This window comes from uncultured Agrobacterium sp., from assembly GCF_913777885.1.
Lineage (GTDB): Bacteria > Pseudomonadota > Alphaproteobacteria > Rhizobiales > Rhizobiaceae > Agrobacterium.
Genome location: NZ_CAJYTV010000009.1, coordinates 233,914 through 252,958, shown reverse-complemented (window position 1 = coordinate 252,958; position 19,045 = coordinate 233,914). Strand labels below are relative to the sequence as shown.

The 19,045-nt window shown below is 55.2% G+C and carries 22 protein-coding genes and 1 tRNA gene; 17 read left to right on the top strand and 6 right to left on the bottom strand.

The genetic code is table 11. The annotated features are described in order from the left end of the window. Positions 1-709 precede the first annotated feature (709 nt). From QZ869_RS08470 to QZ869_RS08460, 3 genes are all read left to right on the top strand, one after another. A tRNA-Ser gene (locus tag QZ869_RS08470) sits at positions 710-800 on the top strand. Positions 801-1,243: 443 nt separating this feature from the next. Further along, complete coding sequence (locus tag QZ869_RS08465) at positions 1,244-1,594, top strand: hypothetical protein (RefSeq protein ID WP_296017890.1); 351 nt, start codon at positions 1,244-1,246, stop codon at positions 1,592-1,594. Positions 1,595-1,665: 71 nt separating this feature from the next. Continuing rightward, positions 1,666-1,842 carry a hypothetical protein gene (locus QZ869_RS08460; RefSeq protein WP_296103947.1) on the top strand — a complete coding sequence of 59 codons (177 nt, stop codon included), beginning with the start codon at positions 1,666-1,668 and terminating at the stop codon, positions 1,840-1,842. A 3-nt stretch (positions 1,843-1,845) separates the two neighbouring features. Here QZ869_RS08460 and QZ869_RS08455 read toward each other — a convergent pair whose 3' ends face one another. Next, on the bottom strand, positions 1,846-2,643 hold the full coding sequence (locus QZ869_RS08455; RefSeq protein ID WP_296017893.1) for an HpcH/HpaI aldolase/citrate lyase family protein: 798 nt from the start codon (positions 2,641-2,643) through the stop codon (positions 1,846-1,848). A gap of 8 nt (positions 2,644-2,651) precedes the next feature. After that, complete coding sequence (locus QZ869_RS08450) at positions 2,652-3,869, bottom strand: FAD-dependent oxidoreductase (protein ID WP_296103980.1); 1,218 nt, start codon at positions 3,867-3,869, stop codon at positions 2,652-2,654. 285 nt (positions 3,870-4,154) lie between these two features. On the opposite strand from QZ869_RS08450, the gene QZ869_RS08445 reads away from it, so the two are divergent. Together QZ869_RS08445 and QZ869_RS08440 are read left to right on the top strand one after the other, a co-directional pair. Further along, the gene (locus QZ869_RS08445; RefSeq protein ID WP_296039365.1) at positions 4,155-4,508 is read left to right on the top strand and encodes a hypothetical protein; all 354 of its coding nucleotides are present in this window, start codon (positions 4,155-4,157) and stop codon (positions 4,506-4,508) included. Positions 4,509-4,629: 121 nt separating this feature from the next. Then, the gene (locus QZ869_RS08440; protein WP_296039367.1) at positions 4,630-5,742 is read left to right on the top strand and encodes a pyridoxal phosphate-dependent aminotransferase; all 1,113 of its coding nucleotides are present in this window, start codon (positions 4,630-4,632) and stop codon (positions 5,740-5,742) included. A gap of 191 nt (positions 5,743-5,933) precedes the next feature. Here QZ869_RS08440 and QZ869_RS08435 read toward each other — a convergent pair whose 3' ends face one another. Next, positions 5,934-6,200: a sel1 repeat family protein gene (locus tag QZ869_RS08435; protein WP_296017900.1), complete on the bottom strand. Its 267-nt coding sequence runs from the start codon at positions 6,198-6,200 to the stop codon at positions 5,934-5,936. 504 nt (positions 6,201-6,704) lie between these two features. Between QZ869_RS08435 and QZ869_RS08430 the strand changes: the two genes are divergently transcribed. The 7 genes from QZ869_RS08430 (at position 6,705) to QZ869_RS08400 (ending at position 12,251) form a co-directional block, all read left to right on the top strand. Next, complete coding sequence (locus QZ869_RS08430) at positions 6,705-7,043, top strand: DUF2147 domain-containing protein (protein WP_296017902.1); 339 nt, start codon at positions 6,705-6,707, stop codon at positions 7,041-7,043. Between the two features lie 430 nt (positions 7,044-7,473). After that, entirely contained in the window at positions 7,474-9,384 is a 1,911-nt protein-coding gene (locus tag QZ869_RS08425) for a PhoX family phosphatase (RefSeq protein WP_296103944.1), read from the top strand. A 187-nt stretch (positions 9,385-9,571) separates the two neighbouring features. Next, entirely contained in the window at positions 9,572-10,729 is a 1,158-nt protein-coding gene (locus QZ869_RS08420) for an alpha/beta hydrolase-fold protein (protein WP_296103941.1), read from the top strand. A gap of 301 nt (positions 10,730-11,030) precedes the next feature. Next, a complete protein-coding gene (locus tag QZ869_RS08415; RefSeq protein WP_296017907.1) occupies positions 11,031-11,240 on the top strand; it encodes a cold-shock protein in 210 nt (69 codons plus the stop codon). A gap of 110 nt (positions 11,241-11,350) precedes the next feature. Then, positions 11,351-11,635, top strand: coding sequence for a cold-shock protein (locus QZ869_RS08410; RefSeq protein WP_296103939.1), 285 nt, complete (start codon positions 11,351-11,353; stop codon positions 11,633-11,635). Between the two features lie 28 nt (positions 11,636-11,663). Further along, positions 11,664-11,900: a 30S ribosomal protein S21 gene (rpsU, locus tag QZ869_RS08405; RefSeq protein WP_296017911.1), complete on the top strand. Its 237-nt coding sequence runs from the start codon at positions 11,664-11,666 to the stop codon at positions 11,898-11,900. A gap of 129 nt (positions 11,901-12,029) precedes the next feature. Beyond that, positions 12,030-12,251 carry a hypothetical protein gene (locus QZ869_RS08400; RefSeq protein WP_296039375.1) on the top strand — a complete coding sequence of 74 codons (222 nt, stop codon included), beginning with the start codon at positions 12,030-12,032 and terminating at the stop codon, positions 12,249-12,251. Between the two features lie 123 nt (positions 12,252-12,374). Here QZ869_RS08400 and QZ869_RS08395 read toward each other — a convergent pair whose 3' ends face one another. Then, positions 12,375-12,965: a hypothetical protein gene (locus tag QZ869_RS08395; RefSeq protein ID WP_296103937.1), complete on the bottom strand. Its 591-nt coding sequence runs from the start codon at positions 12,963-12,965 to the stop codon at positions 12,375-12,377. A gap of 113 nt (positions 12,966-13,078) precedes the next feature. Here QZ869_RS08395 and QZ869_RS08390 point away from each other — a divergent pair, with 113 nt between their 5' ends. The 3 genes from QZ869_RS08390 to amn all read left to right on the top strand — a co-directional run bounded on the left by QZ869_RS08390 (position 13,079) and on the right by amn (position 15,016). Continuing rightward, positions 13,079-13,249, top strand: a complete 171-nt coding sequence (locus tag QZ869_RS08390; protein WP_296017991.1) for a hypothetical protein — start codon at positions 13,079-13,081, stop codon at positions 13,247-13,249. 8 nt (positions 13,250-13,257) lie between these two features. Beyond that, entirely contained in the window at positions 13,258-13,431 is a 174-nt protein-coding gene (locus QZ869_RS08385) for a hypothetical protein (protein WP_296017916.1), read from the top strand. A 79-nt stretch (positions 13,432-13,510) separates the two neighbouring features. Then, positions 13,511-15,016, top strand: a complete 1,506-nt coding sequence (gene amn / locus QZ869_RS08380) for an AMP nucleosidase (protein ID WP_296103935.1) — start codon at positions 13,511-13,513, stop codon at positions 15,014-15,016. Positions 15,017-15,027: 11 nt separating this feature from the next. Here the strand turns inward: amn and QZ869_RS08375 are convergent, their stop codons facing one another. Continuing rightward, positions 15,028-15,963 carry a lysylphosphatidylglycerol synthase domain-containing protein gene (locus QZ869_RS08375; RefSeq protein WP_296103932.1) on the bottom strand — a complete coding sequence of 312 codons (936 nt, stop codon included), beginning with the start codon at positions 15,961-15,963 and terminating at the stop codon, positions 15,028-15,030. Positions 15,964-16,103: 140 nt separating this feature from the next. Between QZ869_RS08375 and QZ869_RS08370 the strand changes: the two genes are divergently transcribed. Both QZ869_RS08370 and QZ869_RS08365 read left to right on the top strand, forming a co-directional pair. Beyond that, complete coding sequence (locus QZ869_RS08370) at positions 16,104-17,078, top strand: glycosyltransferase family 2 protein (protein WP_296077587.1); 975 nt, start codon at positions 16,104-16,106, stop codon at positions 17,076-17,078. A gap of 4 nt (positions 17,079-17,082) precedes the next feature. Next, complete coding sequence (locus QZ869_RS08365) at positions 17,083-18,576, top strand: glycosyltransferase family 39 protein (RefSeq protein ID WP_296103929.1); 1,494 nt, start codon at positions 17,083-17,085, stop codon at positions 18,574-18,576. On the opposite strand, the gene QZ869_RS08360 is transcribed toward QZ869_RS08365, so the two are convergent. Continuing rightward, positions 18,573-19,043, bottom strand: a complete 471-nt coding sequence (locus QZ869_RS08360; RefSeq protein WP_296017926.1) for an OsmC family protein — start codon at positions 19,041-19,043, stop codon at positions 18,573-18,575. The genes QZ869_RS08365 and QZ869_RS08360 overlap by 4 nt on opposite strands. Positions 19,044-19,045: the final 2 nt, after the last annotated feature.

The following is a 19,045-nucleotide window of genomic DNA, read 5'->3' as shown; positions in this document are numbered from 1 at the left end:
ACGTATTCCAGGGGCTCAGGCTCAGCAGCGACGATAGCGTCAGCGGCCTTTGCGCCAGATACTGCTGCAAGAGCTGCAGCGGAGCCGATGAGAAGGCTCTTGATGTTCATGTTGACCTCCAGTCAAGTTTCATAAGGGTCTGGGTTCTTAAGCTGAAGGACAGCATTCCCTGCCCCATTCCCGTTTTTTTTGAAAACGAGCGATCCACCGCCGCGCTTCCGTTGCTGAAAATACAAAAGCGTTCGTAGCTTGCAATCGACAAACCGATTTATGACCACTTCTCACAGGTGCTTCACATAACAATGTTGCTCAAAAAACACATTCCGGTTGGATCCGGTCTTTATAGTTTAAAGATTCGTTAATAAAATCAGCGGGAAAGCAGTCGCATGAGGCGATGGTGTGGTCGCTTCGCCGCAACTCACACTCACTCACTTCCTACATATTGCGCCCCCTACCGATAGCCGTCCTCTTTCAATTCATGAGGATCAGCTTACGAAGACGACTGAGAAAAAGACCGTCCCGGAGAGAATCGTCTCCTTCTACTCAGCGGAGAATCACGCCTGTTCATTTCTGATTCGGATAAGTCGTCGTTCTTCCGTTTGCCAATCTTCATCGCTGACACGGAAAAACGGCGCTCAAACACTCTTTTTCCAATCTCTTTGTAAAAGCGCTTGCATTCGTTTTTCTTACGCAATAATCAGGCGGCACCGGAGAGGTGGCCGAGTGGTCGAAGGCGCTCCCCTGCTAAGGGAGTATACGTCAAAAGCGTATCGAGGGTTCGAATCCCTTCCTCTCCGCCATCCCCCAATTTATCTCGCCCGATAATTTGCTGCTGAATATCTTCAGTGTATTTGAAATAAGATATTCAAATATGCCTCTCCCAGAAGCGTTCATGCACGCACCCTAAACTGAAAATCATCCACCCATATTGAGCGGATCCCACAGGCCAGCTGGTCTGGGCGAGCCAACGCGACCACCGATGCGTCGGATTTCTTTCCTCGTTGACGACAATTAAGGCGGGAATACCGAGTTGCGGGATAAGATTGGATGCACTTGGGCTTGGTTCTTGTACTCCCATGCCGGGGGGCGCGTCCCGCAGGATGTGGTGTCATTTGCGGGAGCCTCCACTGAGTCGGACATCCCCCATAGGACCAAAAGTTACGCCGTTTCATCTTCGTCCGTTATGGAACATTATCTAATTTGGTCGCGTTATCGCCTCGGAAACAACATGAGGTGATTTCAAATGGCACAGACCAAACTGAACGTCGTTGAAGATTCCGTCGAGAACCAGATCGCGGAATTGCGCTCGCAGATCGCTTCGCTCTCGAAGTCCGTCTCGTCCCGCGCGAGCGAGTTTTCGGGCGAAGCTTCGGATTTTGTCGATGAAGCAAAAGGCAGAGTGCAGCGCGTCGCGCAGAATGCGGCGCAGACCGTTAAAGCGCAGAGCCACAATGTCGTTGAGGCTGTTAAAGAAAATCCCGGCACTGCTACGTCGCTTTTGACAGTCGTCGGCGCGCTCGGCTTCGCACTGGGATACTTCGTCGCGAACGCATCGACTCAGCACAACAGCAGCAGCATTTATCGCTGGCGCTAACGGGCATTATGCTCAGGGCAGGAAGGTTCGTCCTCCTGCCCTTATTTTTGCTTGAAGATGGAGATGTTCTCTTGGACCTTCCGCACCAGATCGATAAAGCCCTCCAGGCATTCGCCGATGAACTCGGACTGGATAAACAGGAAGCGCTCTACCGTATCTTGAGAGAACGGCTTATTGAAGAGGGCCACCTTTCTTCGGGCGAAGAAGGGATTCCGCCGGAAAAGTTGAATGCCAGCAACGACGATTGATGATCAGTAGCCGGACGCTTTTGCCGCCAGCGACCCGCCTTTATATCTAGCGGCGAGTTTCTTCAAAACGTTTGAGAATTCAAATACGTCAGCACCAACGGCGACGAAAGAAGCACCTAGCTCAAGGTATCTCTTATTGTACGATTCGTTGAACGTCAGGATTCCAGCGGCCTTGCCGGCAGCGACGATCTTACGAATCGCGCCCTCAATGACCGACTGAACCTCGGGCTCATCTATCTTTCCGAGATACCCCATGTCGGCGGCCAGATCGGCCGGACCGATGAAGATGCCGTCCACTCCCTCTACTTCCAGAATATTATCGAGATCGGCAATAGCAGCGCGTGTCTCGGCCTGGATCAGCAGACATACGCTGTCCGACGCCGTCTGATTATAGTCTGGAATGCTACCGAAAGCAGACGCGCGAGCCACTACAGCCCCCATCCCACGAACTCCTCTCGGCGGATAATGCATTGCAGATACCAGCGACTTCGCCTGCGCGGCAGAATCGACCATGGGAACGAGAAGCGTTCTCGCTCCGGCGTCCAGCATCTGCTTGATGATCCAGCTTTCTCCCATTGGAACGCGCACGACCGGTTCGGCGGAAGACGTCTCGAGTGCGCGCAACTGATCGATAATGCTTCGCAAATCGTTCGGGCCATGTTCTCCGTCGATCACCAGCCAATCGAACCCAGCGGTACCAGCGATCTCCGCCGCAATTGCCTCCCCCATGTCCAGCCAGAGGCCTATTTGCGGTTCACCGCGATGGATGGCATTCTTGAAGCGATTTTCAGCGGCGCGCATCTCAGTCCTCATGTCAAAAGCGATTTCAGGTCGGCGGCAGGATCCTCAAGGATCGCACGGTTGAGTGGGAAGTCCGTGTCGAGCGTTTTCTTGCCGGTTACATAGGCCTTGGCGTCATTGATAGCATCGACAGCGACAAACCGGCCTTGCTTGAAGTACCATATGGAGTGGCTTCCCGCTCGTTGGCCGGGACGGAGCACTGTCTCGTCGTAACCCGCGTTAAAGCCAGCAATCTGCAGCTTCACGTCATACTGATCCGACCAGAACCACGGCTTTGGCAGATAAGGCCTTTCTTCGCCTGAAAGCACGAGCGCTGCAGCCTCCGCCTGATCGACCGCATTCTGCACCGACTCCAAACGAACCGCCGCACCATTCATTGGCAAAACTGCGCAGTCGCCCATAGCGTGGATGTCGAAATCGGAGGTGCGGGTAAACTCATCGACGATGACACCATTGCCTACTGCCAAGCCCGACTCACGGGCCAAGCGGTCATTGGGAGTAACACCAATGCCGGCTATGACGAAGTCGACGTCCAGTGACGAACCGTCCGAAAGCTCTGCTTTCTTTACACGTCCACCCTCTCCCTCAAGTCGCACAAGACCTGTATTTTCTCGAACGGAAACCCCTTTCGATACATGCAGGTCGCGCATAATGGCGGCTGTTTCAGCCGAGGCGACTCGTTGAAGAATCCGGTCGGCCATTTCAATGAGCGTAACATCAAGCCCAAGTTGACGCGCTACCGCTGCGGCCTCCAGTCCGATATAGCCGCCGCCTATGACCAACAACCGCCGACCCGGCTGCATTTCCTCCCTCAGCCGATCGGCATCGCGCTTGTCTCGGACGGTTAAGACTCCGTCCAGATCGCCGCCCACGCCCGCGGGGAGCAAACGAGGCGCCGCACCTGTTGCCAGTGCGAGCTTATCGTAAGCCAGCACGGAGCCATCCTGCATCCGGACAGTCTTCGCCTTGCGGTCGATTTCCTCGACCCATGTGGAGAGTCGGATCTCGACATTATTGTCCAAGAACCATTGAGAAGATCGGAATTCCAACCGATCGAAACTCATTTCGCCCATGAGATATTTCTTGGACAAAGGCGGACGCTGATAGGGAAGAACCTCTTCCGAACCGATGATGGTGATGGGACGATCGTCCTTTAAAGCACGAAGCTTGGCAGCGAGAGCGAAGGCTCCCTGCCCAGCGCCGATAATGACCAGTCTGCCCGCCATCTGAAATGCTCCACCCGAACCTGCGTCTTCCGTATCGAAGCAGGCGTAACGACAAGTACGCTTCACGTCAACCACGTGCGAGGCGTCTACCGGCGGCGGTTCTATAAGCTCCGCGCAACCTTCTGGAGATAATAATGTTCTACCAACGTCACAGAAGACCAGTTCGCTCGGCGCATGCCGTGGCAAAATGGGACAGACATACGGCATTTTACGAATTGCCTTCAGAATCCGGCAACTCGGCAGGCGTATCATTCAAGGACGAGAAGAGACAATCGGGAGGTTGTCATGACACTCAATATAGATATCAAGACAAAGGGTGCCGTTCCACAAGACGAGATGTATGAAAAATATGTGATCGACCGACCCGGTAAGATCACCTTCATCGGCCATCATCTCAGCACCAGCAACACGATGCGTTGTCTCATCCGCAAGATTTCTCTCTATGGAGCAGACATCGAAGTCAGCCCTCATCTCGATCTTCCCAGCAATTTCTATCTTGAGATTATCGGTATACGCGATGAAATCGGCTGCACGCTGATCCGGAGGGAAGAGGAAAACGCTTCTGTCGGTTTCAACATGCTGATCGATCCCGAGTTTCTGCACCATATCCGTCGCTTGAGCTTCGAGACGTCGCTCTGATAACGACGCGACCTAGAGTCGACAGCGAAAAATAGCGACATAGATGTCGGCCTGCCTTGCGCAGGCCGATTTTGTTTCTATTGTGAGGCCATCCGCTTCAAGAAACACGGAACCCACTGAAATGTCCGCATTTTCGCGCTTCACTCCCCTTGCCGCCTCGCTTCCATCCACGGTCCCTTTCGTTGGTCCTGAAGCGATAGAGCGCAACAGAAAACTGGCAGTCAAAGCGCGTATCGGCGCCAATGAAAGCGGCTTTGGACCCTCACCTTCCGTGCTCGAGGCAATGCGCAATGCCGCTGGCGAAACATGGATGTATACCGATCCGGAAAATTACGAGTTGCGTGAAGCGCTCGCCATCCATCACGGCATTTCGCGAGGCAATATCGCCATTGGAAGTGGTGTGGACGGACTGCTGGGTGAAATCGTTCGGTTGGTGGTGGAACCGGGTACGCCGGTCGTCACGTCTTTCGGTGGATACCCGACGTTCAATTACCATGTGAATGGCTATGGTGGCCGGTTGGTAACGACGCCCTATCTTGATGACCACGAGAACCTCGATGGACTGCTCGATCTCGTCATAAAGGAAAATGCGCCGCTGGTTTATTTCGCAAACCCCGACAATCCTATGGGCAGTTGGTGGGACGCAAACGAGGTGCTGACCTTTGCCAAGGCGCTGCCGGAAACATGCCTGCTGATTCTCGATGAGGCCTACTGCGAAACGGCACCGGAAAGTGCGGTACCCAGCGTCCGCGCCATGATCGGTATGCCGAATGTTTTACGCATGCGGACTTTTTCCAAAGCATATGGTCTTGCCGGTGCGCGCGTCGGTTATGCGATCGGCACACTCGGCAATGCGCAAGCATTCGACAAGATTCGCAATCACTTCGGCATGTCTCGGGTTTCGATCGCAGCGGCGCTGGCAGCACTTAACGATCAAGTCTATCTGCGCGACGTTGTGAAGCGCATCGCCAATGCCCGCGAGCGTATTTCCACGATTGCACGGCAAAACGGTCTTTCGCCCCTCCCCTCGGCGACGAACTTCGTTGCTATCGACTGTCACAAAGACGGCGTCTATGCAAAATCCATCGTGGACGGATTAATGGAGCATGGCGTCTTCATCCGCATGCCGGGCGTGGAACCGCTCAACCGCTGTATCCGAGTGAGCGCTGGCCCGGACGACAAGCTCGACCTTTTCGCCGAGGCTCTGCCGAAAGTCTTGAAAGCGATCGGCTGACAATCAAACAAGAAAAAACCGTGCCGGCCTTGTTTCTGCCGGTCACGGTTTTGATCTCTCGTTGCAAGCATGCGGCGTTGCCGTCGGCGTTTGCGGTATCATGGGTGTCTCGACCGGGACTGGAGGTTACCAGTCGAAACCACTGGCGATCTTCTGATCGCTCCGTCTTTTTGAAATCGTCTTCTTGGAATTCAGTGCGTGGTCATCCAGTCGCGGGCAGCGCGAAGGGCTGCAGCGAGGTCTGCTTTGGTCATGTTGCGGGCAAGATCGGCGCGTAGCGATGCAGCTCTTTCTGAACCCTTGATGGCTGCGATATTCAGCCACTTATGGGCGGCAATGAGATCCACCGGGCAGCCCCGGCCTGTTGCATAGATCAGGCCGAGATTGCAGAAGACATCCGCGCGGCTTTGTCCACCGGCAACTGCCAACTCGATATCGCGCATTTCAAATCTTGCCATTTTTCTAGTCCCTGTTTGCCCGTATTCTTCCTGTTTGTCCGCTTCTCTGCGAAAGCTTTTTCAGCTTTGGAGCGCTACCGTCTTCTGCGGCTTTTTCGTCTCCGGCTGTCGTCAGGTTGTTCCTGCTCTTTGTTGAGCTCACTATGCCAAACGGCCTTCAACGGGCGCTTAAAATCCATGATTAACGGGGGCCAAATAAAGTCCAAACGATTGGTAAAATTGGATTTTTGTTAAATATGGGAGGGCCTGCAAATTAAGGGTTTTCGCTGCAATTTTACGAAAAGTTTACGGATGGATTTAAACGCTCTGCTAACCACGGCAGAAGCTTGCGTTTTCGGGGTGCGACACATTCGGTCTTAGGACACACCAAAAATTCTTCATCCGCCCCGCCTTCAGGTTTCCTTTTACGTGAACGTCAACTATAAAGATGTCCATTCGCACTGGAGTTGCGAAAGCCACGGGCAGCACTGCGCTGCCGTGCCTTTTTTGGATTGGGAGGTCCATATGAAGAAATTGACGATTCTCACAGGTCTGGCATTTTTGATCAGCACCAATGTCTTTGCTGCCGAAGCCATCGAAGGCAACTGGAAGACAGCGAGCGGTGAGACCGCAGCAATCGCAAAGTGCGGCTCTGCATTCTGCGTGACGCTGAAGACGGGAAAACATGCCGGCAAGCAGATCGGCAAGATGACGGGCAGCGGCAACAGCTACTCGGGTGAAATTACCGACCCGGCAGCCGACAAGACCTATAGCGGCTCCGGCACGGTGTCGGGCAATTCCCTCAGCATGAAGGGTTGCGTGTTGAAGGTGCTGTGTAAATCGCAGACCTGGACAAGACTGTAAGGATCACAAAGGGCAGCCAAGCGCTGCCCTTATTCATCACAAGAAAATGGTCGCACGATTGAGGGCCATCAGGGCACTCCTGCCACCGCGTTCAAGGAGCGATGGCGCAGGGGCCGGGCGTTATTTTCCAGCCATCTCGTTTCCGAGCAGGCTGACTTTCTCCCAGCAAGCCGTGGTGCCCAATCGCGCGCTCAACAAAGGCTGCGGGTAGACCGCTCGCGGCGCTTCTGGGTGACATTCACAGCAATTTGTCCATTCAAGGGGTGGAATGCGACCGGCCACTACCACTCAGGCATCTTCCCCACACCAGCGGTCGCATGAGAGGCGCAACCTGAAGAGGTACGCCGCCTATCAACCCGTCACATCGCTGTAATAAACCCGCTTTAGTTGCTGCCTGAAATTTTCCCGGAGTAAGCAAACGGAGAGCGCCATGACCAACATCGACACAAGCAAGCTCAGCTGGGACGAGTGGGACGAGCTGCAAAATCCCCCGCCAGCCGTGACTGATTTCGACCGCGTCGTCGAATCCGCCGTCTCGCGTCGCGGTTTCCTCGGTGGTTTGCTGGCCTTCGGCTCTGCGGCCGCGGCTCTTGGCACACTTGGCAATCTTGCGACCTCGACTTCAGCTCAAGCGCAGGAGGCTGCCTCTCGCTTTCCATTCAAGCCGGTGCTCGCCGCAACCGATCACACTGTCCATGTGCCGGAAGGCTATAGCTGGAAGCCGCTTGCCAAGTGGGGTCAGCCACTATTCCCCAACGTGGCCGATATCGACCCTACAAAAGGCGTCAGCGTTGAAAACTCAGACAAGGTTTTCGGAGAGAACACCGATGGCATGGAGCTTTTCGTCGTCGGCAACCACCAGTTGATCGCGGTAAACCACGAATATGTAAACAACGAAACCAACCTGCCCCACCGCGAAAAAGGCATGCCAGCGAATCTGGATGAGGTGAAGATCCTGCAGCACATGCAAGGAGTCACCGTCATGGAAGTGGCGGAAGGCAAGGACGGCTGGGAGATCGTCGTCGGCAGCCCGTTCAACCGTCGTATCCACCACAACACGCCCTTGAAGCTTTCCGGTCCTGCTGCTGGCTCGGAACTCGTCAAGACAGCAGCCGACCCGAAAGGTGTAGACTGTCTTGGCACCTTCAACAATTGCGGCGCAGGCCGCACGCCATGGGGCACCTATCTGACCTGCGAAGAGAACTTCAACGGCTATTTCGGCTCCACTGAGCCCAACTTCAAAATGCCGGATGACTTCAAGCGCTATGGCATCGCTGCCGAGACGCGCTATGGCTATGAGAAGTTCGACGAGCGTTTCGATGTCTCGAAGAATCCGAACGAGCCGCGCCGCGCTGGCTATGTAGTGGAAATCGATCCGTCCAATGCCTCCTCTACGCCGATCAAGCGCACCGCACTTGGGCGCATCAAGCATGAAAACGCTGCTGTTGTGGTGGCGCGTGATGGTCGCGTCGTCGTTTACATGGGCGATGATGAGCGCGGTGAATTCCTCTACAAGTTCGTTTCCAGCGGCATCTATGTTCCAGGCGGCGACACGTCCAAGCTGCTAGACGAAGGCACGCTCCATGTTGCCAAGTTCACCGATGATGGCATTGGCGAATGGCTAGCTCTGACGCCGCAATCGACCGGTATGAAGATGGACGAAATCTGCGTCTTTACCCGTCAGGCCGCATCCAAGGTTGGCGCCACGACCATGGACCGCCCGGAGTGGGTCGCCATCAACCCGGTTGCTATTGAAGCCTATTGCGCGCTGACCAACAACAGCCGCCGCGGCGAGGTAAAAGACGGAAAGATTCGCACCAATGCAGGCGGTGACGTGATGGCCGTCAACGCGGCTAATCCGCGTGAGAAGAATGAGTACGGCCAAATCGTTCGCTGGTATCCTGCCAATGACGATCATGCCGACGGCAAATTCAAGTGGGATCTCTTCTGCATGGCTGGCAATCCGGATGTGCATAAAGATTCCTATGCTGGCTCCTCCAACATCAACTCCGGCAACATGTTCAACTCGCCGGACGGAATGATGTTCGATTCGACCGGCCTGCTCTGGATCCAGACCGACGGAGAGGATAGCAACGAGGGCGATTTTGCCGGTCAAGGCAACAACCAGATGCTGGCGGGCGATCCCGTCACTGGCCGGATCGAGCGCTTCTTGACGGCGCCAAAAGGGTCGGAAGTGACCGGTCAGACTTGGTCTGCCGACAAGCGCACCCACTTCGTCGGCATCCAGCATCCCGACGCTCCTTTCCCCGATGGTGAGGGTAAATTGCCACGCTCCACAATCATCGCCATCAAGCGCGACGACAACGCGATGATCGGCTAAGGCTCACGCTAACGCCATGAAACGAAGGCGCCCTTGCTGCGGCGCCTTTTTTCTTACCGACATGCCGGCACTGAGTGCTTCGTGTCGCGGCGGCCTGCCGAAATTTGAGGGCTTTCTAATTCATTGAAATGCCATTCTTGATCTGACAGTTTACCCGCGGGGGTATTTGATCTGGAGGAGAAGGAATTTGCGTTTAATTCTGCCCTATTTACTCGCTGCCACCTGTATTGTGAGCGGACCTGCCATGGCAATCGATCCACCTGCGGCACCACCCGCCGACCGTCCCTTGAGCGAATTCGTTACCTCAGTCGGCAAGGACGGCTCCATCACGTTCCGTCTCTTCGCTCCCTCTGCAAAGGCGGTTTCGGTCGTGCTCGGCTCACGCGCGCCGCTTGAGATGACGAAGGCAGAGAATGGTCTGTGGAGCGTAAAGACCGAAGCGCTGAAGCCCAATCTCTACGAGTACTACTTCAACATCGATGGCTTTCGCAGCATCGACACCGGCACGAACATGCCCAAGCCCCAACGACAGGTAAACACCAGTCTTGTGCTCGTGCCTGGCAGCATTCTCGATATTCGCGATGTGCCGCATGGCGAATTGCGCCTAGTGACAATCCCGTCGAAGGCGCTCAAATCGCAACGTCAGACCTATGTCTATACTCCGCCCGGCTACAGCGATATATCGAAGCCGCTTCCCGTACTCTATCTCTATCACGGCTTTGGAGACACGGTGGATTCCTGGGTGACGCAGGGCCGCGCGCCGCAAATACTCGACAATCTCTTTGCGGAAAAGAAGATGGAGCCGATGATTGTCGTCATTCCTGACACAGAGGCTGACACACCGGAGGCCACCCCGGAAAACTTCCCCGCGGCAGACCGCCGCAAGACGTTTTATCCTGCAAATGCGGATGCGATCGACCGGGAGTTGGTGGAAGACCTCATCCCCTACATGAAGACGCATTACCGCGTGCGCGACGACGCCGATGGCCGTGCGCTGGTCGGACTTTCTCAGGGCGGTTATCAGGCACTCGTCTCGGGCCTCACTCATCTCGGTACATTTGGCTGGATCGCGAACTTTAGTGGCGTCTCCACTACGACCGTTCCGAACAAGGGTGTAGAGGCCGCGCTCAACACGCCGGAAAAAATCAACGAGAGCCTTCGCAATTTCACCGTCACCGTCGGCACACAGGATCAGGTGACTGGCAAGGACATCGCCGGGTTGAAGTCGACCCTGGACGAGAAGAAGATCAAATATGATTATGTAGAATATAAGGGTCTCGGTCACGAGATGGATGTCTGGCGTCCATCGCTCGAAGCGTTCTTGCAGAAGGTCTTCAAAAAGTAGAGTGCGTTTGCGCCCTGCTTTCACTTAGAGGGGAACTCCGCCGCTCGGCCCGCAATCGAAAAGCGGCGGAGGCCCAAGTGAGACGGCTTTGGTCGCAGTACCGCGTGGCGTACTTGCCTTTCTTGGGCTATTTTGTAATTGGGCCTTGCAAAACCGAAAATTGAGCCTATATTGCTGGCATCGACCATTGCTTGTGACGTCGGTCCAGAGCTTAGCTCCCGTCGGATTTCCTCTCAAAACATCGATCTAATCCCGCAAGGTATTTCGGGACCAACAACGATTGCTACGAAAGGAAATCGTTATGAACACTGGTACTGTAAAGTGGTTTAACGCCACCAAGGGCTTCGGCTTCATTCAGCCTGACAATGGCGGCACGGACGTTTTCGTCCACATCTCTGCTGTAGAGCGCGCTGGCATGCGTTCGCTCACGGACGGTCAGAAGATCAGCTTCGAAATCGTTCAGGACCGCCGGTCCGGCAAGAACTCCGCCGACAACCTTCAGGCGGCATAAATTGTCTCTCGCGGACGCTGACCACGGATGTACTGGCAGCAGACGCTGAGTGACTGAAGAAAGGTCGGGCATCGCTCGGCCTTTTGTTCTTTATGGCATAGGAGATCCTGATGCCAAGAATGTCTTACAAAATCGGCAATGTCATCGTTCTGAAATCCAGACATCACGGTGATCTCGCATCGCAGCAGAGCGCCAAGATTGTTGCGGTCATGCCGGAAACACAGGGCGGCAGACGATACCGTATCAGGCTGGCCAACGAAAACTTCGATCGCACCGTCGCTCACGACGACATCGATGTTGAGGCATCGGTCAGCCAGACACCGGATGCTATCGCTCCTAAAGTCTCTAAACCGGGCGGCTGGATCAACCACGATCTGGTACGCACAAGAAAATAGCGGCGTAAAGCCGAGTAAGGAAAAGCCTTTGCAAGTCCTCGTCAGAGATAACAACGTCGATCAAGCGCTTCGCGTACTGAAAAAGAAGATGCAGCGCGAAGGTCTGTTGCGCGAAATGCGCGCGCGCCAGTCCTACGAGAAGCCCTCGGAAAAGCGCGTTCGTGAAGAAGCGGAAGCGGTGCGTCGTCATCGCAAGCTTGCGAAGAAGAAGATGCAGCGTGAAGGCCTTCTGCCTATGCCGAAGAAAGCAGTACGCACACGCTGATAGCGACAGTATCGACCTGAAAGTCGAGCAAGATTTTCAGCAGACTGCGATGCTTGTATTGAACAGTGAAAGCGTCTTCATGCGCCTACAAAGACGCACGGCGCTTTCTCGCAATGAAAGGGTTTCGACATGACCGCTACGAAAGATGAATTCTTCAAGCCCGGCAAACTAACCCCTCAGCAAAAAGCCACAGCAACCAACGATGCCGTTTCTCAGATCCTGGCTGCGGAAACCGCACAGCGCCTGAAGAAAACAGAACGCCTGCGTGAAGCGCGCCTGGCACGCGAAGCAGAGACCGTGATGGTCACGCCACCCGCGCCCACGAAGAAGAAAGTCAAAACAGGGGCTTGATAGTGCGGATAGATGATCGTTACGCCACCGGCATCACCAGAATCGCCCAATCTGCTTAGCGATCTTCCGCATTTTCCCCTACGCTTCAAAATCTTGGTCGCTTCGAGTCCGACCGTGCATCACTCAAAAATCAGTCCTCAAATAGTAGAAATGGTCCAGCAGTTTCTGCGCACTACCCATATTGATTTTGCCGATCTCGGCTTCGTTCCTGTCAGAGGGATCGTAAACGACGTATAAGGTAGTAGACGATATTGATAGTCCGCTTACTCCGACCTCAAATAGGACTTCGCCATTTTCATTGGGGGATTTTTTCTTAACCTCCTCCATGTATGTCGCCTGGTGCAAGAGAAAATACGGTACCGGCGAGTACGGCGATGTTAAAGACCCATAGGTCAAGAACGCTGCCGGAAACGGTCCAACAAGCATCGACAAAAGATTACGCCATCGTCTCATACAGACGAGAAATATAAACATGGCGATACTGGCTATTGATACGCCCATGACGAGGAAGCACGTCAATAAAAGCGGCATCACCACATTTACGTTGGGGAAGAACGGGGCGATTATCGCGGGAAAAAACACCGCAGTCCAAATCCATATAAAGGCCCAAGTCCACCCGTCTTCCGAGTCCGCACTCTGTGATTGATCAGCATCACCAGCGGGCACTGTAGCCTTTGCTGAATAGTCTGGTCCAACGGAACGCCGATCCTCCAAGTCATTAACCTCCCTGAACCCGGCATGAACCTGCCTCTCAGAGTTGGTTCAGTCCAACTGTGGCAATGTCATGTCCAGATTACGGGACAGGACAACAGTAAGGGGAAATGGGCATGGCAATCTTGATACGTCGCTTCAGCATCATCGTTCTTCTGATGGCTATCTTCGCCATGTCGTTCGCTGCTCTTGTTGTCAATCCTAACCGCAGCTTCCAGCGCATCAGCGTCGGCACCGCCTACAGCTGCCAGCATGGGTATTCACCCAGCTGCCCCGTCACCTTGTGAGGCGCGAGATGAACAAGAATATCGCTAACGCGCTACTCTCCGGACTTCGGATGTTCATCATGGCATCTGTGTTTCTGGGCCCATTCGCCGGCCTTGCCGTCTATAAAACGGACCAACGGCCTGCTTCCAACGGCGCAGGCTTCGTGTTGTTGATGAGCTTGCAGCGCGGCTCTGTCAGCTAAGTCGAATTTTCTGACGGATTTTTCAAAACGCACATATTTCTGTCGCTTGCCTGTCGAAATAGGCTCCCTATAATGAGCCATGACAATAGCAAAGCACACGATTCCGCCCCTCGCCTTCATAACGCCCGAGCCTTTCGCACCGCGGACTTTTGATGATCCGAAAGAAGCCGTGGAGGCGCTGACGGCGCTCTATGATCGCAACACCGATTTCCTTATCAAATCCTTTACCGATCTTGCCAAGGGCGCGCCCATCGAGGGTCGCTACCGCGCCTGCTATCCGCAGGTCAGCATGGAGACGTCGACATTCGGACATGTCGACTCGCGCCTCTCCTATGGCCATGTGACCTCGCCTGGTGTTTATACGACCACGATTACCCGACCGCAGCTTTTTCGCCATTATCTCAAGGAACAGCTCGGCCTCCTGATCAAGAACCACGGCGTCCACGTGACTGTTTCGGAATCGGCTACGCCTATTCCGCTCCACTTCGCCTTTGGCGAAGGAGCATATGTCGAAGCCTCTGCGGCCTCTTCACTGTCTGACGTCCCGCTTCGCGATCTTTTCGACACGCCGGATTTGAACAACACCGACGATCTGATCGCCAATGGTGAGTACGACCAGGTTCCGGGCGAGCCGGCGCCGCTTGCTCCTTTCACGGCGCAGCGTATCGACTACTCGCTGGCACGGCTGAGCCACTACACGGCAACGAGCCCAAACCACTTCCAGAACTTCGTTCTGTTCACCAACTACCAGTTCTACATTGACGAGTTCGCCGCATGGGCGCGCAAGCTGATGGCAGACGGTGGTGACGGCTATACCGCCTTCGTCGAGCCCGGCAACATCATCACTCATGCCGGATTGGACCGGCCCGAGACCGATACGACGCTTGGGCGTCTGCCACAAATGCCGGCCTACCATCTGAAGAAGAAGGGGCATGCAGGCATAACGCTGGTCAACATCGGCGTCGGGCCCTCCAATGCCAAGACGATCACCGACCATATCGCCGTGCTGCGTCCACACGCCTGGCTGATGGTCGGCCATTGCGCGGGCTTGCGCAACAGTCAGCGTCTGGGCGATTACGTGCTGGCCCATGCCTATGTGCGCGAAGACCACGTGCTAGACGACGACCTGCCCGTATGGGTACCGATCCCGGCTCTTGCCGAAGTGCAGCTTGCGCTGGAAGGCGCGGTGGAGGAAGTCACGGGTTATGAAGGCTTCGAGCTGAAGAGGATCATGCGGACCGGGACGGTTGCGACGATCGACAACCGAAACTGGGAACTGCGTGATCAGGCCGGACCGGTAAAGCGTCTGTCCCAATCGCGCGCGATTGCGCTCGATATGGAATCGGCAACCATTGCGGCCAACGGCTTCCGCTTCCGCGTGCCCTACGGCACCCTTCTGTGTGTTTCCGACAAGCCATTGCATGGCGAGTTGAAGCTTCCCGGCATGGCGACGGAATTCTATCGCACACAGGTGGCGCAGCATCTGCAGATTGGCATTCGTGCCGTCCAGAAACTTGCGGCCATGCCAACGGAAACGCTGCACTCACGAAAGCTCAGAAGCTTTTACGAAACGGCGTTCCAGTAGGTTTTCTGGCGCTACTTTTGTGTCGGTACAAAGAGCGCGAGAGCCGTTCCAATCAGAGAAGATAAGATAACGAGCAGGTGCAGGTTCACGGCAGCCTGACCTAGAGCGGACAGTGCCTGGGCATCGGCGGCGGCTCCGAGGCCCACCGCGCCTGCCGTGATACCCGCCGGATAGGTGCCGACACCGCCCGGCGCGTGGACAGGCAGTACGGAAGATAGCTCACCGCCAAGCGCTCCGCCAAAACTTGCAGGAAGGCTGATTTCGCCCATTAGCATCAATACCCAGGCCAACACGGCGATCTTGACGAACCAGTTGATGAGCGTTGCAGCCCATGCCCTGAGAAAGGCGTGCGTGTCTATGGGCAGCCCCGCCTGCAACTCATCGATGACCCTGACGAATTTTGACGGCGCGGCGCGATGGATCAATCCGAAGACGATGTGGCGCCCGGCAAATCCAAAGACTGGCAGAAGCAGAAAGACGATCCAGCCCACCCAAATCCAGATGCTTGCCTCCTCCAAGGCCCATCCCATCGCGGCCGCCGCCAGAAGCGCATGCAGATCGAAGAGCCGCATAACGAACAGTGCGGAGGTTCCGCGAACAAGGTTGACACCGAACTCTCGTCGCATCAGCAACGGAAAACTGGTTTCGCCACTTCGAAACGGCAACATAATGTTGAGTATGTTGTGAAGCTGAACCACGCGAAAAAGCGTCGCGAAGCGGCCTTGCGTTTCTTGAGGAAAGTAATCGTAAATGCGCCAGGTGCGCAGAACATACGTTGCGACGAGAAGCGACAGAGCAAGGGCTATCGTGCCTAGGCCGGCGTGGTACCACAGACCGAAGATGATAGCCCAACCCCACGCCCATTGAATGAAAGCAGCATAGGCGATGACGACAACCACCATGCCGAGCGTCATTGCGTTGCCTGCAAGCAACGCAAACGGTTTCATCCTGTGAGAACTGTCTTTCAAACGGAGACCTAACTGGACAACTTGCGCTCTGGCGCATATCCCGCAAGAGAACATGTTAACAAAATCTTATCCGGGAAACCTGCGTGCCGACTATGACAGCCCTTCGAAGCGAGAGTCCGATGGATACAGCCCCGGAATTATCGCTTGTCGTGCCGATTTTCAATGAGCAAGAGAGCGTCGGCCCTCTGATAGAGCGCGTTGTCGACGCTATGGCAAGCTTCAGTGCCAGCTGGGAACTCATCCTGGTGGATGATGGCAGCACAGATGCAACGATCGTCAACGCCAAGTCCTATCTCGGCCGCGATGGGCTTGATCTCAAGATCGTTGCGCTTCAGCGCAATTTTGGTCAGACCGCAGCGATGCAGGCTGGCATAGACACGGCAAGGGGCCGGCTGATCGCCACACTCGATGGTGATCTGCAAAACGATCCCAAGGATATTCCCATGCTGGTATCCGAACTCGAGCGCCGTGAACTCGATCTTCTTGTCGGCTGGCGCAAGAACAGGCAGGACGGTCTGATGCTGCGCAAGATCCCGTCGTGGATTGCAAACCGGCTGATCGGTCGCATCACCGGTGTGCGCCTGCACGATTATGGCTGCAGCCTGAAGATTTACCGCACATCCGTCATCAAGCAGGTGAAGCTGATGGGGGAGATGCATCGATTCATTCCCGCCTGGGTGGCTGGCGTGGTGCCGAGCAGCCGGATCGGCGAAATGGCCGTGACGCATCATGCGCGTCAGTTCGGGACATCGAAATATGGCATTTCGCGCACTTTCCGCGTCATTCTCGATCTTCTATCGGTCATGTTCTTCATGCGCTACAAGGCGCGGCCCGGACATTTCTTTGGCTCTCTCGGGCTCGGGCTCGGCGCTCTTGCCGGCGTCATCATGACCTACCTTTTCATCGACAAATTCATCCTCGGCAACGACATCGGAACACGCCCGCTGCTTATGGTCGGTGTGGTTCTATCGCTCTCCTCCATGCAGTTCATCACCACAGGCATTCTGGCCGAAATGATTGCCCGCCTCTACTACCGCGACGATCGGACGCCGAATTACATCGTCAGCAAAACCTTTACCTCAGACGAGACGTGACCTGATGCGTAAGGTTTTATCCCGCAATCTCGATTCAACACTGATCCTGATTGCAGGATATTTCCTGCTTGCATTCGTCGTCCGTATTCTCCGCTCGTCGGCTTTGGAGATCGATGAAACCCAGCAGGCTCTTCTGTCTCAGCATCTGCTGCTCGGATACGGATCTCAACCCTTCCTCTACACCTGGCTGCAACATGGCGTAAACGGGCTCCTCGGCCCGTCGATCGCCTCGCTCAGCCTGCTGAAGAATGGATTGCTTTTCCTCTGTTGCCTGTTCTTTTGGCTAACGGCCAGGCTGTTGCTGCGCGACAGGACTCTGGCCAACATTGCGACGCTTGGCGTACTGACAATGCCGACAGTCTTTGTCATGGCGCAGCGGGATTTGACCCATACGGTTCTGGCGCTGGCGTCCGTGGCCTTGTTTGCCTACGCGCTTTTCGCAACGCTCAAGACACCTAGCACAGGTGGGTACCTTCTGACGGGACTTGCCATCGGCATCGGCGCGATTGCCAAATACAATTTCGTCCTCGTTCCTCTTGCGGCCGTCATTGCTATCGCCATGGATAAGGATCTGCGTCAGCGGCTTTTCGATTGGCGCATGCTCTTGACGATCGGAGCAGCGGTTGCGCTCGTCCTTCCGCACTGTCTCTGGGTCGTGAATCATTTCGATATCGCCACCACGCAGACCGCGAAGGAAATGCGCGACGTCAGCGATAGCACCACGCTCTATGCCATCGATGGGGCTCTTGACCTGCTGCTTGCCTTCCTGAAAGCTGTAGCGCTGCCGACGACAATTGGTGCTGCTCTTTATTTCCGCGATCTCAAAGCGATTATCCGGGCAAGCGATCAGTCTACCCGCCTCGTCGGGCGTATCATTCTCTTTTCAATGATTTTCGTGCTGATGCTTGTCTTTGCAATGGGCGTCACGCATATGCGGCAAAAATGGCTCGCCGTTTATGTGTTGCTTTGGCCGCTCTATCTCTGTCTGAAAGTGCAGGCTGCAGATTTGTCGGGCGAGCGTAAGCTCAAGCCGATGCTAGCCTCCACCTTCACGCTCGCCATAGGTTTCCTCGCCGTTCTCCTGACGCGGGGTCTGATCTCTCCTCATTTCGAGCGATACTCGCTCATTCATATCCCCTACAAAGGATTTGCCGAAACTCTGCGCCATGACGGGCCGCTCAAACCCGACTATGTCATCGCGTTCGGCGGGCTTGCGGGTGGAAACCTGAAAATCCAGTTTCCCGATTCCATGGTGCTGACGACAGACACGGATATCGAGACGGTCCCTGCCATCTGGCCGGCTGGTGCAGTCATCCTGTTGGTGGATACCACTGACGACGGAGAAAGTCCCGAGGATTTCAAGGACGCACTCGCTTCACTTGCTGAGCGCGTCTCACTTCCTGCACCCACCGATGTCCACTACGTGAATGTACCCTACGGTGCCACGGGTCGTAGCCACAGGTTTTATTATTCTCTCGAGACGGCCCAAGCCAATTAGAGCGTTTTGATAGTCGGCTCTACCCGGATCGGGAAATTGACGGAGGCGGCGATGAAGCATTTGTCGTGCGCTTCTGCATGAAGCTCTTGCGCCGTTTGCGGATCGCCTTTTGCGAGCGTGACTACGGGTTTTAGAACTGCCTCAGTGAAGTTCCCCGCCCCATCCTTTTTCAAAACCATGGTGGCCTCCGGCTCGTCGACATAGTCACTCACCACAACGCCTGATACGGCACAGAAATGCAGATACCAGAGCTTATGGCAGGCGGAGATGGAGGCGAGAAGCAATTCTTCCGGGTTCCATCGCTTCGGATCTCCGCGGAAAGCAGGATCGGACGAGCCGACGATATCCGGTTTTCCCTCCGCCGAAATCACGTGATCGCGGTCATACTCCCTGTAGCCGGACGTGCCGGCGCCCCGGTTACCGGTCCACGTCACTTTGACAGTGTAGTGATGGTTATGCTCTACCATGC